The organism is Bacillus sp. JS (assembly GCF_000259365.1).
In the GTDB taxonomy this organism is placed as follows: domain Bacteria; phylum Bacillota; class Bacilli; order Bacillales; family Bacillaceae; genus Bacillus; species Bacillus stercoris.
In genome coordinates, this window is sequence record NC_017743.1 from 235,684 (window position 1) to 262,335 (window position 26,652).

Below are 26,652 nucleotides of genomic sequence, written 5' to 3' on the forward strand. Positions count from 1 at the left end.
TCACTTTCTAACAGATTGTTGACTGAGGCAACTATATGTGATTATAATTGGCTTAGTCAACGATATTAGAAAGTGGGGATTTGATTTGAAAACAAGTGAATCATCTATCGAATTAAAATTCAGAAAGTTCAATCGATTTTATACAAACGTCCTTGGTTTCCTTAATGAGCACATTTACGACAGCCCGTTTTCCTTAACGGAAACACGGATATTATTTGAAGTTTATAATACGCCTAATTGTACGGCAAAAGCCCTTCAGGATAAGCTGGGGCTTGACCGGGGATATGTCAGCAGGATTGTGAAGCAGTTTGAAAAAGAAGGTTTGATCTATAAACAGAGGAGCAAAGATGACGCCCGCCACCATTATATTTTTGTCACAGAAACAGGAAAAACGATTTATAAAAAGCTGGAGGAGAAAGCCAACGAACAAGTGGAACTGATGCTGAAGGAAATCAACCAAAAGGAGCAGCACAAGCTTGCCGAGGCGATGGCAGAGATTGAAGCGATCCTTTCACAGTCGCTTTCTGCCAGAACATCAGAGATATCGATTAGAGATTATTTTCTGTCGGATGATCTTCAACTCCTTATTGAGAAACAAAGACAATTTTACGCGGAGGCTCACGGTTGGGATGACACGTTTTTAGCTTACCTTCAGGAGACATTTGACGCTGACATCGAAAACATATGGATTGCGGAAAGCGGCGGGAAATTTGCCGGCTCTGTCGGGCTGGTCAAGCATGATGATAAGACAGTCCAGCTCAGATGGTTTCTGGTTGATGCGGCTTTTCGGGGCAGGGGGCTCGGCACTCAATTGCTGGAGCATCTGGTTGCATACTGCCAAGACATGAAATTTGACCGTATTTTCCTTTGGACGGTGAGCACCATGGCTGAGGCTCGACCGCTCTACGAAAAATTTGGATTCAGGATAAGTGAAGTGAAACAAGAAGCGCCATTATGGGGACAGCAGCTGACAGAAGAACGGTGGGATTTGGAACTGGCATGAAAAGACTGCACTATGCTTGGATCATCGTCTCCGTCACCTTTTTGATCTTATTGGCGGTTCAGGGGGTGCGGCTGTCGTTTGGTGCATTTGTGGAGCCGTGGGAACGGCAATTTTCAATGGATAGAAGCACCATCTCGTTGATTTCGACGATGAGCTTTATTGTTTACGGCATATCACAGCCTGTGATCGGCCGGCTTGTGGACAAGTGGGGTGCTCGGGCTGTTTTGGCATGGAGTGCGTTACTGACAGGCGTCAGCATTTTCTTAACATACCTTGTGACTTCGCCTTGGCAGCTGTTTTTGCTTTATGGGCTGGGTGTCTCGCTTGGGGTTGGCGGAGCATCGAATGTGGCAGCAAGTGTATTGGTCGTCAATTGGTTCAGCAAAAAGCGGGGACTAGCCTTTGGGATCATGGAAGCAGGATTTGGCGCGGGGCAAATGCTTCTCGTCCCTGGCTCACTCATGCTGATCCATTGGTTTAGCTGGAAGCTGACGGTTGTGGTGTTGGGGCTGCTGTTAATCGTGATTGTTTTTCCGGCTGCCCTGCTGATGCTGAGGAACAATCCTTCAGAAAAGAAGACAGAGCCGATAGGCGGACTGGCTGCTTCAGAAAAAGAAACGGCACCTAAAACAACTGCTCTTTCAGTGACCGGGATGTTTCGAATGAGGCAATTCTGGTTTTTGATATTGCCGTTTTTGATCTGCGGATTTACGACCGTGGGGCTGATGGATACCCATTTGATTCCCTTTTCTCACGATCACGGCTTTTCCACGACGGTCACGAGTGCCGCTGTCAGTCTGCTGGCAGGCTTTAATATTGCCGGCATCTTACTGTCGGGAATTGTAGCGGACCGGTGGAGCAGCCGGAAAATCCTTTGCTTTTTATATGCGGTGCGCGCGATGTCGATCGTGATTCTCATATACAGCCACGAGCCCTACTTGCTTTTAGCCTTTGCGATTCTGTTTGGGTTAGTGGACTTTGCAACGGTAGCACCGACTCAAATGCTCGCCACCCAGTACTTTCAAAACTACTCGATCGGCCTCATGATTGGCTGGCTCTCACTCGCCCACCAGATCGGATCGGCACTTGGCGCGTACGTGCCTGGCGTCATCTATACGATAACAGGTGAGTATACACTGGCTTTTTATTTGTCGATTGGAATGCTCGTGCTGGCGAGCGTGATGAATGTGATGCTGAGGGAGCCCGCGGCGGTCACACGTGACAGTACGGCTGTGATAGAGAAATGATAAGGGCAGAGGGGAAGCATCTCTGATTTCGGAATTATTCAGAGATGCTTTTTTTGTATTTTTGTTCTAACACGAAGTCGATCATACCGACAATGCGGGCGTTTTCTGATTTTTGTTTGAAGCGCTCAGAGATTTGAACTTTTCTTGAAAATGGGGAAACACCAAATACCCATATTAGGCCAATTAACACAAAAAACATTTGTACACCTATTTCTATTAAATCATTGTAATGAGAACTGAAAAAATAAATATATAAGGTTATTAGTGTCACTGTAAATACGATTTTGACAGTGTGTTTGAATGTGAGCTGTGGTTCAATTAAACACACTTTCATTTGGTTGAGTGTGAAAGAGTCTTGTTTCATTAGGTAAGAAAGTAAATCATTATCGTTTTGACTGATAGGGTACAAGTCAGTTTCTATTTTTTTTGTGATCTCCTGATATGTATGTATATTACTTTTCATACAGTATTCCCCCTTTTTTAAGAAGATCTCCATGAATCCTCTAAAAGGATCCATGGAGATCAAGACTATTAATAATGTACGGAAGAGTCCTGCAACTGCTCCTGCTTCAGGGCCTATTTTAAATGTAATCCAATTCTTAAGTCCAGAAGTAGCGCTGTTACATATTGCAACGTCAAAAAGGTACAAATTAAGTATTCAATGTTTGAGTTATTGAATGACATAAAGTTCAGTCGGTAAGCTAAGACTGTTAGATAGATTTTGATAAAGTGGATTTGGAACCCAGTGAGCGCCGTTTGTGTCTGCCCATACACCCCGTGTATAGATGCCGTTAAGCATCCATTCTAGATCCGTTCTCCATCAGCTTCGCTTTCGGTTTCAGCTCTGAAATGTAGAGGCCTAAAAGTGTAAGCGCGCCTCCTAGAAGAGCGATCCATGTCATGTTTTCGTGCAGAATCAGGACAGAAGCGGCGATCGTGATAACCGGGACCATGTAAATATACGCACTGGATTTGACGGCTCCGAGCACGCCAACTGAATAATTCCAAGTGGCGAAGCACAGGGCGGAAGCGCCAATGCCTAGGAAAAGCATGTTAAGTGCATTCGAAGCGGATGAAAATCGGCTCAGGCCAAAATGGAAGTCGAACAAAAATAAGGCGGGCACCATAAACAATAAGCCGTATAAAAATACTCTCTGTGTCAGCTCGATGATGTGGTATTCGTAAGCGCTTAATTTTTTCATGAATATCGAGTAGCCTCCAAACACGAGAGCGGCCCCGGCTGCCATGATGTCTCCGAGCGGATTCAGACGCAGTACCACATTGCCGTTAAATGTAATCAATAAAAGCCCGATTAGTGCCGAGACAAATCCAATGAAAAAAGTCAGACGCAGTTTTTCGCCTTCGAGCAGAAAATGGGCCAAAACCGCAGTGATCATCGGTATAATGGACACGATCATGCCGACATTGGATGCGTATGTATAGGTGAGAGCTATATTTTCTAATAAAAAGTATAAGGTTACGCCAAATAAACCAGCCCCGGCAAACAACAGTTCCTGCCGCCAATTTCTGAACGGAATCATGTTGGGACGAACGAGGATCAGAGCGATAAAGCCCATCAAAAACCGATAAAATAATATTTCCATTGGAGAGAAGTCAGCCAGCAGAACTTTGGTCGAAATAAAGGTCGTCCCCCAAATCAGAATGGTCACAATGGCTGCGATATGCCCGGAAGTTTCTCTTTGTATGTTCATCTGTGAAGCTCCTTTTCAAAAATCTTCATGTATTGCTTCGGTGTCAGCCCCACCTGCCGTTTAAAAAACTTCGTCATATGGCTCTGATCACTGAACCCTGTCTGAAATGCGGCATCAATTGGTCTTACCCCTTGTTCAAGAAGTTTTTTCGCTTGATTAATCCGGATTGTTTCCATATAGCTATTAGGCGTAATTCCTTTTTGTTTTGTAAACGAACGCAATAAATGATACTTGCTCCATCCTGTTAATTCACTCAAATCATTGAGCGTGACGTTTTCGGCATAATGCTCTTCTAAAAATTCGCAAACCAATTTGACTTCGTCGGATGGTTCGGGAACGCTATTAAGGAACGTAACATCCGAATAGTGGCGAATCAGCTCTTCCAGCAGATGAAGAAACAGCTCCTCCTTACGCAAAGCTTGTTTTTCGTCTGATATCAAAATATGCAATTCCTGCAGGCTGGCTGTCAGCTCATGGCGGAATAACACATGCTGGGAGAAATAAGGGAGATGCCCGGCGCCGGTAATTTCCTTCACTGCCTTCTCCATGACATCCGGCATGACATTGATACACCGATAATCAAGCGTCCGGCCGTCAATCTGTTCACAGCTATGCGTGTCACGGGGGTTAAAGAGGAGAAGATCACCTGGATTGATGATATATTCTTGATCCTGACAGGCCAGATACCGTTGCCCTTTTTCAATAAATCCAATCACATAATAATCGTGAAAGTGGTTCGGGAACTTTTGCATAATCCCCTTGAAGCGGTAGGCTTCTATATGAAGATGTGGGTCAAGCTGCAGTGTGCGGGTTTCGTTTTGCATGGGATGCCTCCTGTCGGTATGGTGGTCTTGGATTAAGTGTAGCATGGTTTTGGGGGATTTCTTGTATGATGTTGCTGTTTAAAAAGCTAATCTTTATTGGCCTGCTTTCGTTTAGGAATCAAATTATAATATTTTCTATTTTAATAAAAATTTATTTTTCAAATATTTCAGTTATAATGGTTTGGAACAGATAGGAGGGGCAAAGATGTATCAATCAAAGAAGGTTTTATTGTTAGGTTCAGGTGAGTTAGGTAAAGAGGTAGTGATTGAAGCCCAGCGTCTTGGGGTACAGACGGTGGCAGTTGACAGTTACGAGCATGCTCCGGCGATGCAGGTGGCGCATAACAGCTATGTCGTTGATATGCTTGACCCCGAGCAGATCAGAGCCATCATTGAGAAAGAAAAGCCGGATTTGATTGTGCCTGAGGTTGAGGCGATTGCGACGGATGAATTGCTGAAGCTTGAAGAAGAAGGATTTCACGTTATCCCGAATGCCCGTGCTGCCAAGCTGACGATGGATCGGGAAGGCATCAGACGGCTTGCGGCGGAAACGCTTGGACTTGCGACAGCTGGCTATGAATTTGCGAATACATATGATGAATTTATACAAGCGGCAGCTCAGATCGGTTTTCCTTGTGTCGTTAAACCATTGATGAGTTCTTCTGGAAAAGGCCAAAGTGTGTGCCGCTCTGAAGCGGATTTAGAGAGCTGCTGGGAGACGGCGATGGAAGGCGGACGGGTGAAAAACGGCCGCGTGATCGTTGAGGAGTTTATCCCTTTCGAATCAGAAATCACACTCTTAACCGTACGTGCGGTTAACGGTACGGCATTTTGTGAGCCGATCGGTCATGTGCAAAAGGACGGGGATTATATCGAATCGTGGCAGCCGCATGATATGACAGAGCAGCAAATAGAAGAAGCGAAACATATTGCAAAAGCGATCACGGATGAGCTTGGCGGATACGGCCTGTTTGGTGTTGAGCTGTTCCTTGCGAAAGATAAGGTATATTTCAGTGAGGTATCTCCCCGTCCGCATGATACAGGCCTTGTCACGCTGGTAACGCAAAATTTGTCAGAATTCGCGCTGCATGTCCGGGCGATTCTCGGCTTTCCGATTACAGAAATCACACAGCTTTCTCCTGGCGCCAGCAGGCCCCTCAAAGCACCAGAAGAATTAGCGGATTACACTGTTGAAGGACTGGAACACGCACTGGCAGTCCCACAGACACAAGTGCGCGTCTTTGGAAAGCCAATAACGAAAGCCGGACGGCGTATGGCAGTTGCGCTTTCTGCTGCTGATACAGTCGAAACGGCGAGAGAGAACGCTAAGAAAGCATTGGATCAGCTAACGATAAAATAGAGTTTGAGCAGGCTTTGTCATCGCACAAGGCCTGTTTTTTTTCTTTCTCCATAAAAGTTTTATCATAAGAATCCGAAACCTGATTATAATGTAAAAGTCTTCCATCAATACGGGTGGTTGACACTAAAGGAGGGAGATGACAAAATGAAATTAGTTCCAAGATTCAGAAAACAATGGTTCGCTTACTTAACGGTTTTGTGTTTGGCTTTGGCGGCAGCGGTATCTTTCGGTGTACCGGCAAAAGCAGCAGAGAATCCGCAAACTTCTGTATCGAATACCGGTAAAGAAGCTGATGCCACGAAAAACCAAACGTCAAAAGCAGAACAGGTTTCCGCACCTTATGAGGGAACTGGGAAAACAAGCAAATCATTATACGGCGGCCAAACGCAACTGGAAAAAAACATTCAAACCTTACAGCCTTCGAGCATTATCGGAACTGATGAACGCACCAGAATCTCCAGCACGACTTCTTTTCCATATAGAGCAACCGTTCAGCTATCAATCAAGTATCCCAACACTTCAAGCACTTATGGATGTACCGGATTTTTAGTCAATCCAAATACAGTCGTCACGGCTGGACATTGTGTGTACAGCCAGGATCATGGATGGGCTTCAACGATAACCGCCGCGCCGGGACGCAATGATTCGTCATATCCATACGGAACTTATTCAGGCACGATGTTTTATTCAGTCAAAGGATGGACGGAAAGCAAAGACACCAATTATGATTACGGAGCTATTAAATTAAACGGTTCTCCTGGAAACACGGTTGGCTGGTACGGCTATCGGACTACAAACAGCAGCAGTCCCGTGGGCCTTTCCTCGTCAGTGACAGGATTCCCGTGTGACAAAACCTTTGGTACGATGTGGTCTGATACAAAGCCGATTCGCTCAGCTGAAACGTATAAGCTGACCTATACAACCGATACGTACGGCTGCCAAAGCGGATCGCCTGTATATCGAAACTACAGTGATACAGGGCAGACAGCTATTGCCATTCACACGAACGGGGGATCGTCATATAACTTGGGAACAAGGGTGACGAACGATGTATTCAACAATATTCAATATTGGGCAAATCAATAAATACAGCAAACTAGCCATATTCATATCTATTTTGTTTTTATGCGGATGCAGTTCGCAGACGCATTCTTCACAAAAAGAAATGACGATTCCTGTCACTCTTCATGTGGAGGATGCTAAGGGGCTTCCGGTCGAAGGAGTTCAAGTGACGATTGTCAAAGCGCCTGCGTCAGATGAGGAGCCGAATACAGAGATCGGCGAGATACTCGGTAAAACAGACAAAAACGGAGACATCAAATGGGATACCGGTAAAAAAGGCGATTATTCAGTCGCGTTAACGAAGGGTGAAACATCAGTAACCCATCAAATTTCATTAACAGAGGATAAAAAAGATCATGCCATTCCATTGGTCTTCAAAGAATAGCAGTTTCCCTGATTTTAAGGGAAACTGCCTTTTTTATTGATCACAGGAAGCCAAACTATATACTGGAAATTTATAATATGAGATAATAAGAAATAGGTATTTTTTCTTACGAGACAAAAGGGGCGCTATCCTTTCATTTATATCAATCAAACCCGGAGGAAAAAGAAGAAGATGACACAAGATTCGATGCAGCTTGCCGCGGTAGAAAGCGGTCTTCGCTTTTACAAGGCGTATAATCAAAGCCTTTCTTTGTGGCCGATTGAGTCGGAAGCATTCTATGTTTCTACTCGTTTTGGAAAAACACATATCATTGCAAGTGGGCCAAAGGGCGCACCTTCGCTCATTTTGCTTCACGGAGGCCTTTTTAGCTCTGCGATGTGGTATCCGAATATTGCGGCGTGGAGCAGTCAATTTCGTACATATGCGGTCGATATAATAGGAGACAAAAATAAAAGTATACCATCAGCAGCGATGGAAACAAGAGCTGATTTTGCAGAATGGATGAAAGATGTCTTTGATTCTCTTGGACTTGAGACAGCACACCTGGCCGGTCTTTCGCTTGGCGGCTCCCATATCGTGAATTTTTTGCTTCAAGCGCCTGAAAGAGTAGAGCGGGCGGTTGTTATGAGTCCCGCTGAAGCGTTTATTTCATTTCATCCGGATGTCTATAAATACGCTGCGGCGCTTACAGGGGCAAGAGGAGCTGAAGCATATATCAAGTGGATCACAGATAACAGATATGATCTGCATCCTTTACTGCAAAGCCAAATTATGGAGGGTGCGGCGTGGCAGGATGAACAAAGGAGCCTGAAGCCGACAGAAAATGGTTTTCCGTACGTGTTCACAGACCAGGAATTGAAATCAATACAAGTCCCGATACTGCTGATGTTCGGTGAGCACGAAGTCATGTACCATCAGCAAATGGCTTATGAGCGGGCGTCGGTGCTGGTGCCGGGAATTCAGGCTGAAATCGTAAAGGACGCCGGACACCTGTTATCTCTGGAGCAGCCAGAGTACGTCAATCAACGCGTTTTGTCCTTTTTGGGCGGAGAATAAATGAGTAAAAGGCATGAAAAGATTGGCATTCATTTTTCAAATGGTAACAAATGTTGTATAATAATAGAATTTGAATGCTGCTTTTTTGGGGGCATTTTATGTTATCATGCTTATTGAAGAAATTTTTTCCTGAAACGCTATTCGATTACTATCGTCGAATAATATAGATGGTTTTACAATTGGAGGTTTGGTTACACTGTGAATTACATCCCCTGTATGATTACGATAGGAAACTTCATTTGCGGATTGCTGGCGATTCATTCCTTGCTCTATCACAACATTCATTCAGCAGTGCTATTCATTTTTACCGGCATGTTCCTTGATTTCTTTGACGGTATGGCTGCACGTAAGCTGAATGCCGTTTCTGATATGGGAAAAGAATTGGATTCGTTTGCCGACTTGGTTACGTTTGGGGTGGCTCCCTCTATGCTTGCTTACAGTGTCGCGTTGTATACCCTGCCATTTATAGGGATCTTATGCGCATTGACGTACAGCATTTGCGGAATGCTTCGTCTCTCTAAATTTAACATTGAACAAAGCAAACTCCCGACATTTATTGGTATGCCGATTCCATTTGCGGGCATGTGCCTTGTTATTCTAAGCTTCACCTATAACCCGATCCTTCTGGCAATCGGCACTTGCGGACTTTCATATTTAATGGTGAGTAAAATAAAATTCCCTCATTTTAAAAAACATGCGGCAGAAAACCTGGAGTCCGGGAGATGGAATTAGTTCAGCAGCTCATAGCGGATTACGGTTATCTCGCTATTTTTTTGATGCTCGTATTAGGGATTGTAGGATTGCCGATTCCAGATGAAGTGATGATGACTGTTGTTGGCTATTTCACGCATACCGATGTATTGAATTATGAGCTTTCGATATTGATCAGTTTTGTCGGGGCTTTGTTAGGTATGCTGATCAGCTACATGATTGGCAGAAAAGCCGGACGCCCGTTTATCGATAAGTACGGCAAGTGGGTCGGCTTAAAAGAAAAAAGAATGATGAAAGTGGAAAAATGGATGAAGAAATACGGTCCATATTCTCTTATTTTAGGTTATTTTATTCCCGGCGTCAGACATGTGACATGCTACTTTTCGGGGATCGGCAAAATGGATTTGAAAACGTATATTGCGTTTGCGGCAATCGGCGCCTTTTTGTGGTGCTTTGTTTTTATTACAATCGGAAGGGTAATAGGGATTATTCATGTTTAATACGGCTGTAAAGATTCTGTATCGATCATTGATAGAGCTGACGAATCATCGTCTGTCATCCTATCTGATTAAAGGATTTTGCGAGTCGAAAATCAGCAAACCGGTCATTCCGCTGTTCTCAAAACATTTTCGGCTGAATTGGGATGATGTGGACGGGACGGCTGCTGATTACGGATCGCTGTCCGAATTGTTCATTCGACAAATTAATCTGGAGCGGCGCCCTGTTTCAAAAGAGGCGCATGCGGTGGTCAGCCCTGTTGACGGTGTGGTTCAGACGGTAGGAATCATCAACCCGAATCAAACCTTTACGGTAAAGGGAAAAGATTACTCATTCGCTGAGCTGACAGGCTGTAAAAGCGCGGACCATCAATACAATGGCGGATATTTCGTTGTGCTGTATCTAAGCCCGCGTCATTATCATCGTTTCCATTCTCCGATCAGCTGCAAGTATCAAAAGCTGGCCGAGCTCGGAAATCGCTCATACCCGGTAAATCAATTAGGCTTAAAATACGGAAAAGATGTGCTGTCGAAAAATTATCGGTTTGTGTATGAACTGAATGGCGGCAGCCGAAATGTCCTGATGATTCCTGTCGGCGCGATGAATATTAATTCTATCGTGCAGACAAATACCCGTGCTGAATTGGAGATCGGCGAGGAGCTGGGATACTTTTCATTTGGATCAACCGTCATTTTGATTTTTGAAAAAGACGCGTTCCAGCCGTCCACCAATTTAACAGAAGGCCAAGAAGTTCAAGTCGGAGAACTGATAGGTTACGAAGAGTAAAAAGAGGAGCTTGCATAGACGCAGCGCCTCTTTTTTTGAAGAAAGGTGAGACCCATGGAGAAACAAATCATCAGCTGGATTACAGATTATCAGAACACCGGAGATGAAGCCGTCCTGAGGCAAGTGCGGAAAGCGTGCTGTCCGATTATTGAAGCGGTTTTGCAAGAGACGGCAATAGATGAAGAGCAAGCGAACAATTTGCGCGAAAAAGGAATCGAGCGGTTTCCCTTTATCATCAGCAAATACCAAGCGGATGTGCAGCTTCCGGTTGAGACATTTTTACGAAATACATATCGGTTTTACTTTCATCAGGTGATGAGAGAATCCAGCTAAAGCTTCTTTCAACAGAGAAGCTTTTTTTGTTGGCGGAAAAAAGGAAACTTTTTCAATATCTATCTCGTAACGACTAGAGAACCTAATAGCAGTGATATCCTTTGGCGTTCAATTATCTGGACCGGGGCAGGTGTGGATGGATCATGTTGTTTTTGAAGAGGTAGATAAGAGCGTACCTTCAACAAACCTTGAAATGCCGGGAGAGCTTTTAGATGAACCGGTAAATTTATCTTTTGAAGAGGAATGATAATAATAGTTTTCAGACAACTACATTTATTAGTAAGTTAATGGAAAATACTATCCGTTATTCAGAAACCCTTGTGCCGCGCAGGTTTGTAAGAGCTTGGATATTTTTATCAGTCTGGGCGGATCTGTTCATCTTTGCGGCATTTTCCTGTATGATATAGTAAGAGTGTGCATAGCAACTAACTATAATTGAACAGGGTGTTTAAAACATGGAAAAACAATACAGAGTATTACTTTACTATAAATATGTTCCGATTGAAGATCCAGAGGCGTTTAGAGAGCAGCATCTGGCTTTTTGTAAGGAGCTTGGTTTGTTAGGCCGTATCCTTGTTTCTTCTGAAGGAATTAACGGTACGGTATCAGGAACGGTTGAACAGACTGAAAAATATATGGAAACAATGAAAGCTGATCCTCGTTTTGCGGACATGGTATTTAAAATTGATGAAGTAGAAGGCCATGCCTTCAAAAAAATCTTCGTGCGCCATAAAAAAGAGCTTGTCACGCTTCGTCTTGAAGATGATGTCGATCCGAATGAAACAACAGGTCAACATTTGAAGCCAGCAGAATTTTATGAGAAGATGCAGGACCCAAACACAATTGTAATCGACGCGCGTAATGATTACGAGTACGACCTTGGCCATTTCAGAGGTGCAGTCCGTCCTGACATCGAAGCCTTCCGCGAATTACCGGAATGGATCGAAGAACACAAAGATATGCTTGAAGGCAAAAAGATTTTAACGTACTGTACAGGCGGCGTACGCTGTGAAAAGTTTTCAGGATGGCTGGTGAAGCAAGGCTTTGAAGATGTAGCCCAGCTTGACGGCGGCATCGTGACATACGGAAAAGATCCTGAGGTGCAAGGCAAGCTTTGGGACGGCCAGTGCTACGTATTTGATGAAAGAATCAGCGTGCCTGTCAACCGTGTCGAGCATGTGATTGTCGGAAAAGACTACTTTACAGGAGAACCGTGTGAGCGTTATGTGAACTGCGCGAATCCATCTTGCAATAAAAAAATGATATGCACACCTGAAAATGAGTATAAATATATGCGCAGCTGCAGCCACGAGTGCCGCACGAATCCAAGAAACCTGTATGTGAAAGAGCATAATATGACAGAAGAAGAAGTAAATGCAAGACTGGCAGCGATTGAAACAGAAGAACATGCTTCTGTTGAATAATGGAAAGAACACCTCGGAATGAGGTGTTCTTTTTTTATAAGCTTTCGGTTTGGCTGTTTGCGGAAACCCATTCTTTTTGGCGGAAGGCTTTTTCCCATTTTGACACCACGATGCAGGCGATCGCATGTCCCGGAACGTTCACGCCTGTTCGCGCCATGTCCATGACACGGTCAACACCCGCGATAATGGCAACGCCTTCAGCCGGCAGTCCTACAGCATTGGCAGTCGCCAGCAGCACAACAAGCGAGCCAGAGGGAACAGCTGCAATGCCTTTACTGGTCATCACAAGCACAAGCATCATGAGGAGCTGCTGGGACAATGTCATGTCTACATGAAAGGCCTGCGCCAGAAAGATACAAGAAATCGATAAATATAAGCTCGAGCCGTCACAGTTCAATGACAAGCCGGAGGGAATGACGAATGATACCACTCGTTTGGGACAGCCGTATTTCTCCATTCTATCCATCAGCTGAGGGAGAATGGTTTCAGTGCTGGTGGTGGAAAATGCAATTAAAAACAGATCCCATATCATTTTCAATACTTCGAAATACTTAATCTGAAAGATGAGACCGACAAGCGGAAAGAGGACAAAGAGGATTAGGAACAGGCCAAGGAATACTGTGCCAACCAGCTTAAACATAGGAAGGAGGAGTTCAATGCCATATTGGCCTACAGAAGCTGCCATCAGGGCTAACACGCCGATAGGAGCAGTGACCATAACGATTTGCGTGAGTTTGAACATAATTTGAGCGGCGGATTCAAAGAAATTCATCACGGGTTCAGAGGCTTTGCCAATACCGGCAGCGGCGACACCGAATAAAATCGCAAAGAAAATTACGGCAAGCAAATCATTTCTGGCCATGACATCAATAATGTTTGTAGGGATAATATCGAGGATCATTTGTTTGAAATCAACAACTTTTTCAGTGTAGCCTGACAGTTCATTGATATCTTTTTTCGCCAAATGGGAAAGATTAAGCCCGACACCTGGTTTTAAGACATTTGCTAATAAAAGACCGAGCGCCAATACAAGCGTGGTAATCACTTCGAACCAAATGATTGTCTTGATACCGAGGCTGCCCATTTTTTTCATGCTCCCGCTTCCTGCGGCTCCGATGACAATGGTAGAAAACACAATCGGCACAACAATCATTTTAATCAAGCGGATAAATCCATCTCCGACAGGCCTGAGTGCCATCCCGAAATCAGGAAAAAAGTGGCCGATCATCGCTCCGGCAGCCAAAGCGATTAAAATTTGAAACGCGATTAATTTTTTCAAATGAATCCCCCTTTAGAATGATAGAATGAAGGCATATTCATATCATTCGTGATTCTAATGCAAACCCCTTTTTTCAAGTTATTTTATTTTGGTAACGCTTTCATTATGTTGGCGAAAAAGTCCCCCGCAGCAGGGAGGACTTTTTTACTTCATTTGAATGTGCTTCATATTATCTTCAGAGATATTTGTAAAAATAACCGGTGTTACGGCTGAAGCGGCATGCTGCTTGATGTAATCAAGATCAAATGTGAGAAGCAGTTCACCTTGTTTGACGGCTTGTCCGCTCGTGACATGTGCTTCAAAGCCTTCCCCATTCAATTTGACGGTATCAATGCCGACATGAATCAGGATTTCGGTGCCTCCGGCGCTCATAAAGCCGATGGCGTGTTTTGTTGGAAAGATCGAGACGATCTCGCCGTCCGCAGGTGCGACGACTTTTCCTTCTGTTGGATTAATCGCGATCCCCTCGCCCATCATTCTTTCTGAAAAGACTTGATCGGGCACGTCCCCCAGAGAGACTGTTTCTCCTTTGAGCGGATAAATAAAGGCCTCGCCGGAAACAGGATTTTGCTGCTTGTCCGTTTCCGTGTCCAGCGCGGCGGCGGTGCCAGAGACGCCTCCGGCCATGATCGTTTTGATGTCGTCTTTTAAGGCATCGGATTTTGTTCCGAATATCGCCTGAAAGTTGTTGTTGATTTCGAGCACACCTACTGCGCCAAGCCGTTTTAATTCATCTTTGCTGACTTTGCTTGGCTGATGAACGGTCACGCGAAGCCTTGTGATACACGCATCCAGATTAGCGATATTTTGCTGTCCGCCCAAGGCCTGCAGCACGTGAAAGGCAAGCTGGTCTTTTGCGACTGGAGCTTTCTCCTCATTCTGACCGTCTTCATCTGTGTCACGGCCGGGCGTTTTCAAATTCCATTTCAGAATCGCAAATCGGAACAAATAATAATAAATGAAAGCAAACACGATCCCGACAGGAATGACAACCCAGCCGTTTGTTGACAGTCCGTAGTTCAAGACGTAGTCAATTCCGCCGCCTGAGAACGTATAGCCGTGGCGGACATGGAATAAATCACAAACGACAAAGATGACGCCGGCAAGAATAGAGTTAATAAAATAGAGCACGGGTGCAACGAATAAGAAAGAAAACTCAACCGGTTCTGTAATTCCGGTCAGCATAGATGTGAGCGCCGCAGAAATCATAACGCCGGAGATCATTTTTTTCTTTTCCGGACGCGCGGTATGGATAATGGCAAGAGCAACTGCCGGCAGACAGAAAATCATGTAAGGGAAATCCCCCATCATAAAGCGCCCTGCTGTCGGGTCTCCCGCGAAAAACCTTGTCAGGTCGCCGGTTACGGTGTTGCCTGTTGACGGGTCTGTGTATTCTCCCATCATAAAATAGAAAGGTGTATAAAAAATATGATGCAGGCCGAAAGGAATCAGCAAACGATAGATCGTTGCATAAAAGAACAGGCCGACTGTTGAATCGGCAATTAAACTGCTGGCTGCGTTAATTCCATTTTGGATCAGCGGCCAAACGAATGAGAAAATGACACCGATCACTAATGAACTGACGGACGTAATAATCGGGACAAAGCGTTTTCCAGAGAAAAATCCAAGGACCGGATGCAGCTCGATTGATGAAAACCGCTTATATAAATAGGCGGCGAGAAGCCCGATGATGATTCCTCCGAAAACTCCCATATCAATCAGGTGCTCGGCTCCTTCATACGGAGGCTGAAGGCCGAGTAATTTTCCCATATTGTCGAGGGTAACGGTTAAAATTAAGTATCCAATGACAGCGGCAAGTCCGGCTACACCTTCGCCGCCGGCTAATCCGATCGCGACCCCGACGGCGAAAATCAGCGGAAGATTATCGAATACAACGCCGCCCGCATCCTTTATAATAGGGATGTTCAGTAAGTCTTTGTCTCCGAAACGGAGCAAAAGGCCCGCTGCCGGCAGGACGGCAACCGGAGTCATCAACGCGCGGCCAAGCTGCTGCAGAATTTGAAATGCCTTTTTAAACATGACAGTCTCCTTTTATTGTTTTATGAGTATGGTGCACTCTTTAATTTTTGAGCTGCTTTATTATCGACGATAACGGTTACATGATTGTGTTTTTGAAGAATGGAGGCCGGTACATCTGTCGTGACAGGACCTTCAGCCATCTTTTGAATGGCGTCTGCTTTTTCCTCGCCGCTTGCTAAAAGCACAATATGTTTGCTGAATTCCATGATGGTTTTAATGCCCATTGAAATCGCGAGTCTCGGCACCAGCACCGGATCACCGCCGAAGAATCTGGCATTTGCCTGTATCGTGCTTTCTGAAAGCTTCACAACACGTGTCCGGTCCTCAAAATCAGATCCCGGTTCATTGAAACCGATATGGCCATTGGCGCCGATGCCGAGAATCTGGACATCAATGCCTCCCGCCTGGCGGATGAGATCTTCGTATACCTTGCATTGAGCCTCAAGCTGCGGATTGTCTCCTTGCGGGATATGAATATGATCAGGCTGCATATTGATATGCTGAAAAAGATGCTCATGCATAAATTTGTTATAGCTTTGAGGATGAAATGGAGAGAGACCAGCGTACTCATCCAAATTAAATGTAGTAACCTTTGAAAAATCAATTTCACCTGCCTGATAGTCTGAAATCAGCTGCTTGTACAAGCCGACCGGCGTGCTTCCGGTTGCCAGGCCGAGAACGGCATCTTTCTTAGCTTGTATTTGCTCTTTAATAATGGTAGCGCTTAACTTACAGAGTTCATCGTAGTGATTAGCGATCAGAATCTTCATGTGACACCCCCTCAAAGAGATAGACAAGCACCATATTTGTTATGACCAATTTTCGATACTTGTCATTACGAATTTAGCACCAGCGTTATCAAACTGTCAATATAAATTTCTGAAAATTTGTTATAAAGGAAGGATACAAATCTTTCATATTGGGATGGCAAATGGTATTATGGTCTCAATGAAAAAGAACGGATTGCATACAGAATGGGGAGAATGAAATGACAGCTTTATATTCTGTTATCAAGTTTAAAATCATTGAATTAATTAAGTCGGGCAAATATCAGGCGAATGATCAGCTGCCGACGGAGAGTGAGTTTTGCGAACAATATGATGTCAGCAGAACAACTGTGAGACTGGCCCTGCAGCAGCTAGAGCTTGAAGGATATATTAAGAGAATTCAGGGGAAAGGGACGTTTGTATCGGCGGCAAAAATACAAACGCCGATTCCGCATAAGATTACGAGCTTTGCAGAACAAATGAGAGGCCTGCGTTCCGAATCAAAAGTGCTTGAGCTTGTGGTGATACCCGCTGATCACTCCATTGCCGAGCTTTTGAAAATGAAAGAGAATGAACCTGTCAACAAGCTTGTCAGAGTCAGATACGCCGAGGGGGAGCCTTTGCAGTATCATACCTCGTATATTCCCTGGAAGGCGGCACCGGGGCTGGCGCAGGAGGAATGCACCGGCTCGCTGTTTGAATTGTTAAGGACAAAATACAATATTGAAATCAGCAAGGGAACGGAATCGATCGAACCGATTTTAACGGATGAAACGATCAGCGGCCACTTATTAACCAATGTCGGAGCGCCTGCGTTTTTATCAGAATCCCTTACCTATGATAAAAATGAAGAAGTGGTGGAATATGCACAAATTATTACGCGGGGAGACCGAACGAAATTCACCGTAGAACAGTCATATCATTCATAAAGCAATAAGTGATAAGAAGGGAATGGTCGTTCTATGTTTCTATTGACGAATGAAAAAGTGCTGTGGGGAGCTGTAATTGTTGCATTCATCCTTTCAATCGTGTTTTACCCTTTTCTGCCGGCGCAGATGCCGATTCATTATGATGTAGCGAACAGCCCGGATCTGACAGTGAACAAGCTGGCGGGGACTGTGCTGCTGCCTGTTTTGATGGTGGTGTTTGCATGGGCGCGGAAGATCAATTGGCAATTAGTGTTCGCAGTGTATATTTTGCTGATTTGCCACGTTGTCGTCCTTTGTTTAGCGGTCTAAATCAAACAGCCAGAATAAAACTGGCTGTTTTTCTTTAATTTCAGCTTCATCTGACAATGAATGTGGTGTATAATAGCTGATGATCCTAAAGAATATTCTGAAATTTATCGGTGTGGAGCGGCGTATCATGAAAGGAAGGGCTGTATATTTTTTGCAGCTTTAAAAAGACTGAATATTTAAACAATTGTATGAAAGGTGTGCTGATCAGATTGAATAAGCTTATTGAACGAGAAAAAACTGGATATTATAAGGAAAAGCCCGACCCGTCTTCCTTGGGGTTTGGACAATATTTTACAGATTATATGTTTGTGATGGACTACGAAGAGGGAATTGGATGGCATCATCCCAGAATTGCACCGTACGCACCGCTTACGCTCGATCCGTCTTCCTCTGTTTTTCATTACGGCCAGGCTGTTTTTGAAGGGTTAAAAGCATACAGAACAGAGGATGGCAGGGTGCTCCTGTTCCGTCCGGATCAAAATATCAAACGGCTGAACAGATCGTGTGAGCGAATGAGCATGCCCCCTTTAGACGAAGAGCTTGTGCTTGAGGCATTGACGCAATTAGTTGAGCTGGAGAAAGATTGGGTTCCAAAGCAAAAAGGAACGTCACTTTATATTCGTCCTTTTGTCATTGCCACAGAACCGAGTCTCGGTGTGAAGGCATCCAGGAGCTATACATTTATGATCGTGCTTTCGCCTGTCGGCTCCTATTATGGCGACGATCAGCTGAAGCCGGTTAGAATCTATGTCGAAGATGAGTATGTGCGGGCGGTCAACGGCGGAGTCGGATTTGCAAAAACGGCTGGAAACTACGCGGCCAGTCTTCAGGCACAGCGGAAAGCGAATGAGCTGGGCTATGACCAGGTACTGTGGCTGGACGCCATTGAAAAGAAATATGTGGAAGAAGTAGGGAGCATGAACATCTTTTTCGTCATAAACGGGGAAGCTGTCACACCTGCTTTAAGCGGAAGCATTTTAAGCGGGGTGACACGCGCGTCTGCGATTGAATTGATTCGAAGCTGGGGCATTCCGGTTCGTGAAGAGAGAATATCAATTGATGAGGTGTATGCAGCCTCTGCACGCGGAGAATTGACAGAGGTCTTCGGCACAGGCACGGCAGCCGTCGTTACGCCTGTCGGTGAACTCAACATTCATGGAAAAACGGTGATTGTAGGCGACGGGCAAATCGGGGACCTCTCGAAAAAGCTGTATGAAACGATAACAGATATTCAGCTTGGCAAGGTAAAAGGCCCGTTCAACTGGACAGTGGAAGTGTAAAAATTGAAAAAGAACCTGCCTGAAGGCAGGTTCTTTTTATTTTGAATGAGTCATATCAGCAGCCGGCAGGCTTTTGCGGTTTTTCACATAATACATTGCATAGCAAATGGCCATAAACGGAACGCCGCAATACAGTGCGATTCTTTGATTCGGATCAAAGGCAATGCCAATGACGGAAGCCAGGCATAACAGAAACGCTGCAATCGGCACGATCGGATACAAAGGCGTTCTGTATTTCAAATCAGAAACTTTGTTTCCCGCTTCGATATAACGTTTTCTGAACATGAATTGAGATGCAGCGATTCCCATCCACACGACAACGACAGCAAAACCGGAAATCGACACGAGCACAACGTATACAGTGTCTGGTGCAAATACACTGGACAGCAGCGACAGAATGCCGCCGATCATGCTGAACACCAGCGCGTTAAACGGGGTTCCTTTTGACGTCAGCTTTGCAAATGTCGGATGAAGCGTTTTTTCTTTTGATAAAGACCACAGCATCCGGGAAGAAGCGTAGAGTCCGGAATTAGCCGCTGACAGGATCGCTGTCAGGATAACAAAGTTCATGAGATCGGCCGCGTATGGTACACCGACTCTATCAAAGACAGCGACAAACGGGCTTTTGATGACACCTGCATCTTGAATCGGAATCAGCCCTGACAGCACAAAAATTGTTCCGACAAAGAAGAGTGAGAGGCGCCAGACCGTTGTTTTAATCGCTTTTGGTATCGTCTTGTCCGGATCAACACTTTCACCCGCTGCGATTCCGATCAGTTCCGTTCCCGAAAAGGCGAAATTGACGGACAGCATCGTCATCAATATCGGAATAAATCCATTAGGAAAGAGCCCGCCTTCCGCCGTGAAGTTAGACAGCATCGGAGCGGATTCTCCGCCTTTGATGGGGATGAGGCCGAACATGGCAGAACCGCCTAAAAGAATAAATAATATGATGGCTAATACTTTGATGCTGGAAAACCAAAATTCTGATTCAGCGAAAAACCTGACCGAAAATGCGTTAAGCAAGAAAATGAACAGCGCAAATACGGCACTCCACATCCAAACCGACGTATGGGGAAACCAGCGTTGCATTAGCAGGCCGGCTGCTGTGAATTCCGATCCCAATGCCACGGTCCATGTCAGCCAGTACAGCCAAGCGACCGTAAAACCGGTGCCAGGCCCTATGTATTTGGCCGCATAGGTGTGAAAGGCGCCGGTCACAGGCATGGCGACTGACAGCTCACCGAGGCATAGCATGACCAGATAGACAATTCCGGCCCCGACTAAGTAGGCAAGTATCGTTCCAGCCGGGCCTGCCTGCTGAATGGTATAGCCAGAGCTTAAAAACAGTCCTGTTCCGATGACACCTCCTAAGGAAAGCATAAAGAGGTGCCGGCTTTTCATACTTCTCTGAAAGGTTGTCTCATTCTTGTTGTGAGCAGAGTCCATCTTTTTCCAACTTTCTATCGGCGATTTATTTCCTTCCTAATAAAAAATCTCATGTCAGGAAGTGACACGAGACTCCGGCGAACCGGCTTTAAGTTAGAATATACAAACAATTCCGATAAGTCAAGTTGTTTTTAAAGAGCGGACCCAAGCCGCGATTTCTTGAATATCTTCGGGTTTTGTCCGGCAGCAGCCGCCGATCAGCTTCGCACCTTTTTCATGCCAGATGCGGGCGCTCGCCCCGTAAGATTCTGCGCATGCTGCGCCGTTCCACGTTTTAGTTCCCGGATCATATTGCTCACCTGAATTCGGGTAGACGATGATCGGCTTTGACGTGTTCTTTTTTAACTCCTCTATCAAGGAAGAAATATGCTGAAGCGGCGTACAATTGATGCCGAGCGCTGCAATTTGGCGATGTTCATCAAGCCAAGCCGCGCAGTCAGCGGCCGGTGTTCCGTCACTGATATGTAGGCCGTCTTTGGCACTGAAGCTGATCCACGCATACGTTTCGGGAAATTCCTTCAACAGCCGCACAATCGCTTTTGCTTCAGTCAGACACGGGATCGTTTCGCATGCCAAAACATCAGCTCCGGCTTCAATCAGCGCTTTCATCCGGGGACGATGAAATTCAATCAGTTCATCTTCTGATATTGCATAGTTGCCGCGATACTCAGAACCATCTGCAAGATAAGCGCCATAAGGGCCTACAGAAGCCGCAATGATCGGTTTTGGCCGATTCAAACGGTTCTCTTCAAACGACCAAAATTCATCACGTGCTTCAGCTGCGATGCTGACGGACAACTCGATGAGCCGGCGTGCTTCCGCTTTGCTCAGCCCGCGTGCGGCAAAACCTTCGAATGTGGACTGATAGCTGGCGGTGATCGCACAATCGGCACCTGCTGCGAAATAATCAGTATGAACTTGTTTAATCAGGTCCGGCTCTTCCATCAGGATTTTTGCCGACCACAGACTGTCGTTCAAGTCACAGCCCTTGCGTTCAAGCTCGGTCGCCATGGCGCCGTCTAGCACAATAAGCGGGAATGTATCTAGTATGTGTTGGATAGGATTCATAGAATGTACCGATGCCTTCTTTCAGATTTTTTAAAAAGATATGAAAATCGTAATGGAGGCTTACGTGTTTGTCAATAAACGCAAATAGAGAAAGGTGTTCAGCCATATGTCTGAACACCTCTTTTTTATGATATTTGTTTGTTGTGTGAGTCTGACGATGTATCAGAAAGCGGCCAGCATTCAATGCCGTTGTGGTTCTTGAGAACATCTTTATAGAAGACCGGATCTTTGCCAGCTTTTTTCTGGCGTGTATAGTCCTTCAGCGCTGTAAAAACGACCTTTGATAATAAGAAAATTGCAATTAAATTCACGACGACCATCAAGCCCATGAACAAATCAGCAAGATCCCAGACGAGCTGGACTTTGGCGACACAGCCAAACACAATCATCGCCAGCACGCCGATACGGTAAACGAATATCAGTTTTTTGCTTTTGTTCAAAAAGCCAATATTGGTTTCGCCATAATAATAGTTTCCGATTAAAGCACAGAATCCGAATAACAAAATCAGAATGGCGAGAAAGCCTGATGCCCATGATCCGACATGGGAGCTTAGAGAGGCTTGTGTCAAGGCGATTCCGCTCAGACCCGGAGTATGATAGGCATCCGAAAACAGAATGATAAAGGCGGTGCTTGTACAAATGACCAGTGTATCAGTAAGCACACCAAAAGCTTGGATCAGCCCCTGTTTGACGGGATGGCTTGTTGTGGCGGTGGCAGCGGCATTCGGTGCGCTCCCCATTCCCGCTTCGTTTGAAAAGATTCCCCGTCTGACGCCTTGCATGAGTGCCGCGCCCAAAGCCCCGCCGGCGGCCTGGTCAAAACCAAACGCATTTTTCACGATTAGCGCAAGCACATCTGGCAGCTGCGTAATGTTGGTGAAAATGACGAAAAACGCAACTCCGATATACAGAACAGCCAATACGACGACAATGGATTCAGCCAATTTTGCAATGCGCTTGACTCCGCCGAAAATGATCGTGCCGAATACAGCAATTAAAATGAGTCCCAATGTCAGGCGGTTTGTGCCGAACGCGTTTTCAAAGGCAAGGCTGACTGTATTGGATTGAACCGAGTTGAAGACGATACCGAACGATAGGGTGATTAACACAGCGAACAGCGCGCCCATCCACCTTTTGTTCAGCCCTTTTTCCATGTAATACGCCGGCCCGCCGCGGAAGCCGTTTACATCTTTCACTTTATAAATCTGAGCCAGTGTGCTTTCCACAAAGCTGGATGCTGATCCGATAATGGCGATAATCCACATCCAGAAGATTGCACCGGGCCCGCCGAGTGCAATGGCGATGGCAATGCCCGTAATATTTCCCGTTCCGACACGGGCTGCCATGCTGATGCAAAAGGCTTGAAACGGAGAAATGGTGTTTTTCGACCGGGAAGCAGCACCTTCTCTTAACACTCTCACCATTTCTTTCAACATGCGAACCTGTAAAAACTTAAGCCTGAACGTAAAATAGATTCCAAGAGAAAGAAGCAATACAATTAATAGCTTTGACCACAAAAGATCATTTGCGATACCGACGATATGTTCCAGGATTTGCTGCATACAATCACCTCTTTTTTATGTTTAAAAAATACTGAGTTCCCACTCCTGTGCCATATGCTTCAGCAGCATACCCCCGGTGAGGCTGTTGCCGTATTCGTCAATGGCAGGCCCGTAAATGCCGATACCGCATCCGGATTGAAAAGGCTGTTCTCTTCTGGCGCTTGGAGGAACCAGCGCCATGATGCCGCCGGAGACGCCGCTTTTGGCCGGCACGCCGACAAACGCCGCATATTTGCCTGAAGCATTGTACATGCCGCACGTCAGCATTAACGCCTTGGCCAATTTTGCCACATCTTTTGGAATCACCTGCTCGCGTCGAATCGGATGATACCCGTCATGGGCAAGGATCAGGCCGATCAACGCGATGTCTTCTGTGGTGCTCTCCATGGCGCATTGCTTCAAGTACACCTCAAGTGTTTCTTCTACGTCAGCTTCTAAAAAGTTTGTTTCTTTTAAATAGTAGGCCAGCGCCCTGTTGCGGTGGGCGGTTTCCCATTCAGAACGGAACACTTCCTCATTAATTCTCGGACGTTTTCCTATTAAGGTTTCCATCACCGAGTATAGAAACTCGAGCTTTTTGTATGCCGATTCACCGGGAAGAATCGAGGCGATGGTAAGGGCACCCGCGTTGATCATGGGATTAAACGGCTTTCCCGGCTTGTTGATTTCGAGCCGAATGATTGAATTAAAGGCGTCGCCTGTCGGTTCGACATCTACGCGGTCCAGCACATAGGGAATGCCGCGGCTCATGCAGGCGGCGATAAAGCTGATCACTTTGGAAATGCTTTGCAGGGTAAAAGGGACGTTCCAATCTCCGGCATGTATCATCGTTCCGTCAGGCTCCAATATACAAATGCCGAGCTGTGAGTCATTGACTTTTCCTAAAGCGGGGATATAGTTTGCACTTTGTCCATTGGCGGCAAAGGGGCGATAATGCTCAACCCAATGATGCAGCTGTGACGCCGGGTTTATTTCTTTCAGAGTCTCTTTTATCAATTCTTTCATCGAATTCCTCCTCACTGATTTTCTTCTTTAAGGACTGAGGTTTATCAAAGCGAAGGCTGAAGGGGCGTTAAACGCTTTCATAAAAGCGGATGGTATATTTACTGTATAATGGCGACTACAGAATCATACAAAATACGACAAAAACATTTTGAAAATAAGCAGTAAGATTTATAAAAACCTGATTTTCTGGGTCAAAAGCAATTTGCAGGTTTTCTCCCGTTTCTCCAAAATAAAAAGCGAGGATGTGATCATCATAAAACTGGAACGTTTTATCGAAAAAGACGGATATATACTGGCTCTCATGCTGATTACGGTGCCGCTGGCCGGTGAACTGAAATTTTATCCCCTCAATGAAGAATTCCGGGTCAGCTTTGGCGCACCGGTTTTTTTCTTCTTTTTATCGTTGTTGCGGCATGTGCCCGCTGTGCTGCCGGGTTTTCTGACTGGAGCGGCTGTTTTTATCTTTCGCGTCTTTCTGGAATTATGGGGCGGAGGGCACAACGGATTGACTCCGATTCTGTATGACCAAGCGTCTAGCTTTTTCTTTTATATGACTTACGCCTGCCTGTTTTACATACTAAAGGCCAATCGTTTCCGTGAACGGCCGATTATGCTCGGTTTCATTGGGTTTATGATTGAAGTTGTGTCAGATTGTGTCGAGCTGGCTGTGCAATTTCTCATTTTTCATACGGTTGTCACGCCTGAGGAAATTACTGACATTGCGGTGATTGCGATTTCTCACACATTTATCGTGATGAGCTTTTATAGTGTGCTGAAGCTGTATGAAACACAATCGAGAGAAAAACAGACAAGGCAGCAGCATGAGCACATGCTGATGATCGTTTCTAATTTATATGAAGAAACGGTGCACCTAAAAAAGACTTTGAAAACGACAGAGAAAGTGACAAACGATTCGTATCAGCTCTATCGGGAAATGAAGGGCAAGGATCATCAGCTCAGCGGCAGAATCCTGAGACTGGCCGGGGAGATTCATGAAGTGAAAAAGGACAACCAGCGGATATTCGCTGGGCTTTCAAAACTGATTTCGAATGAGAGTTTGAGAGATTATATGAGGGCCTCTGATTTGCTGCAGCTCGTGATTCGAATGAATGAAAAGTACGCTGAAGCACTGGGAAAGCAGATTGATTTTTACTGCTCCATAGAGGGAGAGCATGACGAATATCACGTATTTATTGTGCTTTCGATCATTAATAATCTAACGGCAAATGCGGTAGAGGCTATGGATGAAGAGGGAATGATCAGCCTGAGGCTCCATAAGTTAAATGAGAGTATGGTAGAATTTCAGGTGGAAGACAATGGTCCCGGTATATCTGAAAAAATAGGGGAGATTGTGTTCGACCCGGGCTTTACTTCAAAATATGACGAATTCGGCACGCCTTCTACGGGAATAGGACTTTCCTATGTGAAGGAAATCGTGACTGAACTAGATGGGGATATTACGTTTAATAATCAGCAGCGGGGAGTGGTGTTTGCCATCAGGCTGCCTGTCCGGCATTTGATTCAGAAAGGGTGAACCGAAAGCTATGCGTTTTTTTATCGCTGATGATGACCGTGCGGTACGGTCGATTTTAAGGCAGATCATTGAGGACGAGGATCTTGGGGAGGCTGCTGGTGAAGCAGACGACGGAAGCCAAGTGGAAGGGCATATGCTGCAGTTCAAACAGATTGATATTTTATTAATCGATCTGTTAATGCCCGGAAGAGACGGCATTGAGACCATTCGTGAGATCCAGCATACGTACTCCGGCAAAATCGTCATGATCTCTCAAGTGGAGGCAAAGGAAATGGTCGGAGAAGCGTACTCGCTTGGCATCGAATATTTTATCCATAAGCCGATTAACCGCATTGAAATTGTTACGGTTCTCCAAAAGGTGAAGGAGCGGATTGAGCTTGAACACTCGATTGGAGCCATTCAGCATTCACTAAGCCGGCTTGTCAATCGGACTGATCGGAAAGCGCGTCCCCAGCAGAAGAGTGACAGCGGTTTAAAAGAGGCGGGAGCATTTCTGCTGTCCGAGCTGGGCATGATGGGAGAAGGCGGCGCGCAGGATCTCATGGCGGTCCTGCAGTATTTAGCAGAATACGAGCAATCCGAGCCGCACGAAAAACAAAGCCCTTCGCTAAAACAAATATTCACCCAAGTAGCCGAACGGAAGCTGGGGACAGGGGCCTCTCAGACGGAGGTCAATCGGGAAATGAAAGCCTCAGAGCAGCGTATCCGCAGAGCGATTATTCATTCGCTGCACCATTTTGCATCACTGGGGACAACTGATTTTTCGAATCCAAAATTTGAAACCTATGCGTCGAAGTTCTTTGATTTTCCGGTAGTCAGCCAGAAAATGAAAGAACTCCAATCCAAGGATGCAAAACCTCTCGCCCCTGCTAGAATAAATATGAAAAAATTCATCCACGTGTTTTTTTTGGAAGCGAAGCTTTTGCACGAGACGATGAAACAAAGAAGGATATAAACCAAACAGCCGGCTGATCCGGCTGTTTTTTTGCTGCGCAGAATCCCGGCGGGACAGCGGTTTACTGTTTTTTA

26 protein-coding genes and 1 pseudogene are annotated in these 26,652 nt (G+C 45.4%); 17 read left to right on the forward strand and 10 right to left on the reverse strand.

Going from position 1 to position 26,652, the window contains the following annotated elements; translation table 11 throughout:
• The first annotated feature begins 85 nt into the window (after window positions 1-85).
• Together MY9_RS01320 and MY9_RS01325 are read left to right on the forward strand one after the other, a co-directional pair.
• The gene (locus MY9_RS01320) at window positions 86-1,003 is read left to right on the forward strand and encodes a bifunctional helix-turn-helix transcriptional regulator/GNAT family N-acetyltransferase (RefSeq protein ID WP_014662602.1); all 918 of its coding nucleotides are present in this window, start codon (window positions 86-88) and stop codon (window positions 1,001-1,003) included.
• Entirely contained in the window at window positions 1,000-2,250 is a 1,251-nt protein-coding gene (locus tag MY9_RS01325; RefSeq protein WP_041521468.1) for an MFS transporter, read from the forward strand. Before MY9_RS01320 ends, MY9_RS01325 begins: the two co-directional genes overlap by 4 nt.
• A gap of 34 nt (window positions 2,251-2,284) precedes the next feature.
• Here the strand turns inward: MY9_RS01325 and MY9_RS01330 are convergent, their stop codons facing one another.
• The 3 genes from MY9_RS01330 to MY9_RS01340 all read right to left on the reverse strand — a co-directional run bounded on the left by MY9_RS01330 (window position 2,285) and on the right by MY9_RS01340 (window position 4,786).
• Entirely contained in the window at window positions 2,285-2,713 is a 429-nt protein-coding gene (locus MY9_RS01330; protein WP_014662604.1) for a hypothetical protein, read from the reverse strand.
• A 328-nt stretch (window positions 2,714-3,041) separates the two neighbouring features.
• Entirely contained in the window at window positions 3,042-3,962 is a 921-nt protein-coding gene (locus tag MY9_RS01335) for a DMT family transporter (RefSeq protein WP_014662605.1), read from the reverse strand.
• Window positions 3,959-4,786, reverse strand: coding sequence for an AraC family ligand binding domain-containing protein (locus MY9_RS01340; protein WP_014662606.1), 828 nt, complete (start codon window positions 4,784-4,786; stop codon window positions 3,959-3,961). Before MY9_RS01340 ends, MY9_RS01335 begins: the two co-directional genes overlap by 4 nt.
• A 205-nt stretch (window positions 4,787-4,991) precedes the next feature.
• Between MY9_RS01340 and purT the strand changes: the two genes are divergently transcribed.
• The 10 genes and pseudogenes from purT (at window position 4,992) to trhO (ending at window position 12,401) form a co-directional block, all read left to right on the forward strand.
• Window positions 4,992-6,146 carry a phosphoribosylglycinamide formyltransferase 2 gene (gene purT, locus MY9_RS01345; protein WP_014662609.1) on the forward strand — a complete coding sequence of 385 codons (1,155 nt, stop codon included), beginning with the start codon at window positions 4,992-4,994 and terminating at the stop codon, window positions 6,144-6,146.
• Between the two features lie 144 nt (window positions 6,147-6,290).
• Window positions 6,291-7,232: an extracellular metalloprotease Mpr gene (gene mpr, locus MY9_RS01350; RefSeq protein ID WP_014662610.1), complete on the forward strand. Its 942-nt coding sequence runs from the start codon at window positions 6,291-6,293 to the stop codon at window positions 7,230-7,232.
• On the forward strand, window positions 7,195-7,593 hold the full coding sequence (locus tag MY9_RS01355; RefSeq protein WP_014662611.1) for a YbfJ family protein: 399 nt from the start codon (window positions 7,195-7,197) through the stop codon (window positions 7,591-7,593). Before mpr ends, MY9_RS01355 begins: the two co-directional genes overlap by 38 nt.
• A 171-nt stretch (window positions 7,594-7,764) precedes the next feature.
• Entirely contained in the window at window positions 7,765-8,649 is an 885-nt protein-coding gene (locus MY9_RS01360; RefSeq protein ID WP_014662612.1) for an alpha/beta fold hydrolase, read from the forward strand.
• 198 nt (window positions 8,650-8,847) lie between these two features.
• Window positions 8,848-9,381, forward strand: a complete 534-nt coding sequence (pssA, locus tag MY9_RS01365; RefSeq protein WP_014475661.1) for a CDP-diacylglycerol--serine O-phosphatidyltransferase — start codon at window positions 8,848-8,850, stop codon at window positions 9,379-9,381.
• On the forward strand, window positions 9,372-9,860 hold the full coding sequence (locus tag MY9_RS01370) for a DedA family protein (protein WP_014662613.1): 489 nt from the start codon (window positions 9,372-9,374) through the stop codon (window positions 9,858-9,860). Before pssA ends, MY9_RS01370 begins: the two co-directional genes overlap by 10 nt.
• Window positions 9,853-10,644 (forward strand): phosphatidylserine decarboxylase, encoded by a 792-nt coding sequence (locus MY9_RS01375; protein WP_014662614.1) that lies wholly within the window; start codon window positions 9,853-9,855, stop codon window positions 10,642-10,644. The genes MY9_RS01370 and MY9_RS01375 overlap by 8 nt, the downstream gene beginning before the upstream one ends.
• 54 nt (window positions 10,645-10,698) lie before the next feature.
• Complete coding sequence (locus MY9_RS01380; protein ID WP_014662615.1) at window positions 10,699-10,977, forward strand: hypothetical protein; 279 nt, start codon at window positions 10,699-10,701, stop codon at window positions 10,975-10,977.
• An 88-nt stretch (window positions 10,978-11,065) separates the two neighbouring features.
• A pseudogene (locus MY9_RS20995) lies at window positions 11,066-11,224 on the forward strand (AraC family transcriptional regulator); the annotation flags it as partial.
• Between the two features lie 208 nt (window positions 11,225-11,432).
• Window positions 11,433-12,401 (forward strand): oxygen-dependent tRNA uridine(34) hydroxylase TrhO, encoded by a 969-nt coding sequence (gene trhO / locus MY9_RS01385; RefSeq protein WP_014662617.1) that lies wholly within the window; start codon window positions 11,433-11,435, stop codon window positions 12,399-12,401.
• Between the two features lie 34 nt (window positions 12,402-12,435).
• On the opposite strand, the gene gltP is transcribed toward trhO, so the two are convergent.
• The 3 genes from gltP to nagB all read right to left on the reverse strand — a co-directional run bounded on the left by gltP (window position 12,436) and on the right by nagB (window position 16,490).
• Window positions 12,436-13,680: a glutamate-aspartate/proton symporter GltP gene (gene gltP / locus MY9_RS01390; RefSeq protein ID WP_014662618.1), complete on the reverse strand. Its 1,245-nt coding sequence runs from the start codon at window positions 13,678-13,680 to the stop codon at window positions 12,436-12,438.
• A 144-nt stretch (window positions 13,681-13,824) separates the two neighbouring features.
• Entirely contained in the window at window positions 13,825-15,720 is a 1,896-nt protein-coding gene (ptsG, locus tag MY9_RS01395) for a glucose-specific PTS transporter subunit IIBC (RefSeq protein ID WP_014662619.1), read from the reverse strand.
• Between the two features lie 20 nt (window positions 15,721-15,740).
• Entirely contained in the window at window positions 15,741-16,490 is a 750-nt protein-coding gene (gene nagB / locus MY9_RS01400) for a glucosamine-6-phosphate deaminase (RefSeq protein WP_014662620.1), read from the reverse strand.
• A 218-nt stretch (window positions 16,491-16,708) separates the two neighbouring features.
• On the opposite strand from nagB, the gene gamR reads away from it, so the two are divergent.
• The 3 genes from gamR to MY9_RS01415 all read left to right on the forward strand — a co-directional run bounded on the left by gamR (window position 16,709) and on the right by MY9_RS01415 (window position 19,005).
• On the forward strand, window positions 16,709-17,416 hold the full coding sequence (gene gamR, locus MY9_RS01405; protein ID WP_014662621.1) for a transcriptional regulator GamR: 708 nt from the start codon (window positions 16,709-16,711) through the stop codon (window positions 17,414-17,416).
• Window positions 17,417-17,449: 33 nt separating this feature from the next.
• On the forward strand, window positions 17,450-17,725 hold the full coding sequence (locus MY9_RS01410) for a DUF1648 domain-containing protein (RefSeq protein ID WP_014662622.1): 276 nt from the start codon (window positions 17,450-17,452) through the stop codon (window positions 17,723-17,725).
• 209 nt (window positions 17,726-17,934) lie between these two features.
• Window positions 17,935-19,005 (forward strand): branched-chain amino acid aminotransferase, encoded by a 1,071-nt coding sequence (locus tag MY9_RS01415; protein ID WP_041521238.1) that lies wholly within the window; start codon window positions 17,935-17,937, stop codon window positions 19,003-19,005.
• Window positions 19,006-19,041: 36 nt separating this feature from the next.
• Here MY9_RS01415 and mmuP read toward each other — a convergent pair whose 3' ends face one another.
• The 4 genes from mmuP to MY9_RS01440 all read right to left on the reverse strand — a co-directional run bounded on the left by mmuP (window position 19,042) and on the right by MY9_RS01440 (window position 24,089).
• Window positions 19,042-20,454: an S-methylmethionine permease gene (gene mmuP / locus MY9_RS01420; protein WP_014662625.1), complete on the reverse strand. Its 1,413-nt coding sequence runs from the start codon at window positions 20,452-20,454 to the stop codon at window positions 19,042-19,044.
• A 120-nt stretch (window positions 20,455-20,574) separates the two neighbouring features.
• Window positions 20,575-21,522, reverse strand: coding sequence for a homocysteine S-methyltransferase (gene mmuM, locus MY9_RS01425; RefSeq protein ID WP_014662626.1), 948 nt, complete (start codon window positions 21,520-21,522; stop codon window positions 20,575-20,577).
• A 125-nt stretch (window positions 21,523-21,647) separates the two neighbouring features.
• Window positions 21,648-23,084 (reverse strand): alanine/glycine:cation symporter family protein, encoded by a 1,437-nt coding sequence (locus tag MY9_RS01435; protein ID WP_014662627.1) that lies wholly within the window; start codon window positions 23,082-23,084, stop codon window positions 21,648-21,650.
• A 21-nt stretch (window positions 23,085-23,105) separates the two neighbouring features.
• Window positions 23,106-24,089, reverse strand: a complete 984-nt coding sequence (locus MY9_RS01440; protein ID WP_014662628.1) for a glutaminase — start codon at window positions 24,087-24,089, stop codon at window positions 23,106-23,108.
• Window positions 24,090-24,390: 301 nt separating this feature from the next.
• Here MY9_RS01440 and glnK point away from each other — a divergent pair, with 301 nt between their 5' ends.
• Window positions 24,391-25,623: a two-component system sensor histidine kinase GlnK gene (gene glnK, locus MY9_RS01445; RefSeq protein ID WP_081483657.1), complete on the forward strand. Its 1,233-nt coding sequence runs from the start codon at window positions 24,391-24,393 to the stop codon at window positions 25,621-25,623.
• Window positions 25,624-25,633: 10 nt separating this feature from the next.
• Window positions 25,634-26,578, forward strand: a complete 945-nt coding sequence (gene glnL / locus MY9_RS01450; protein WP_014662630.1) for a glutamine utilization two-component system response regulator GlnL — start codon at window positions 25,634-25,636, stop codon at window positions 26,576-26,578.
• Window positions 26,579-26,652 lie beyond the last annotated feature (74 nt).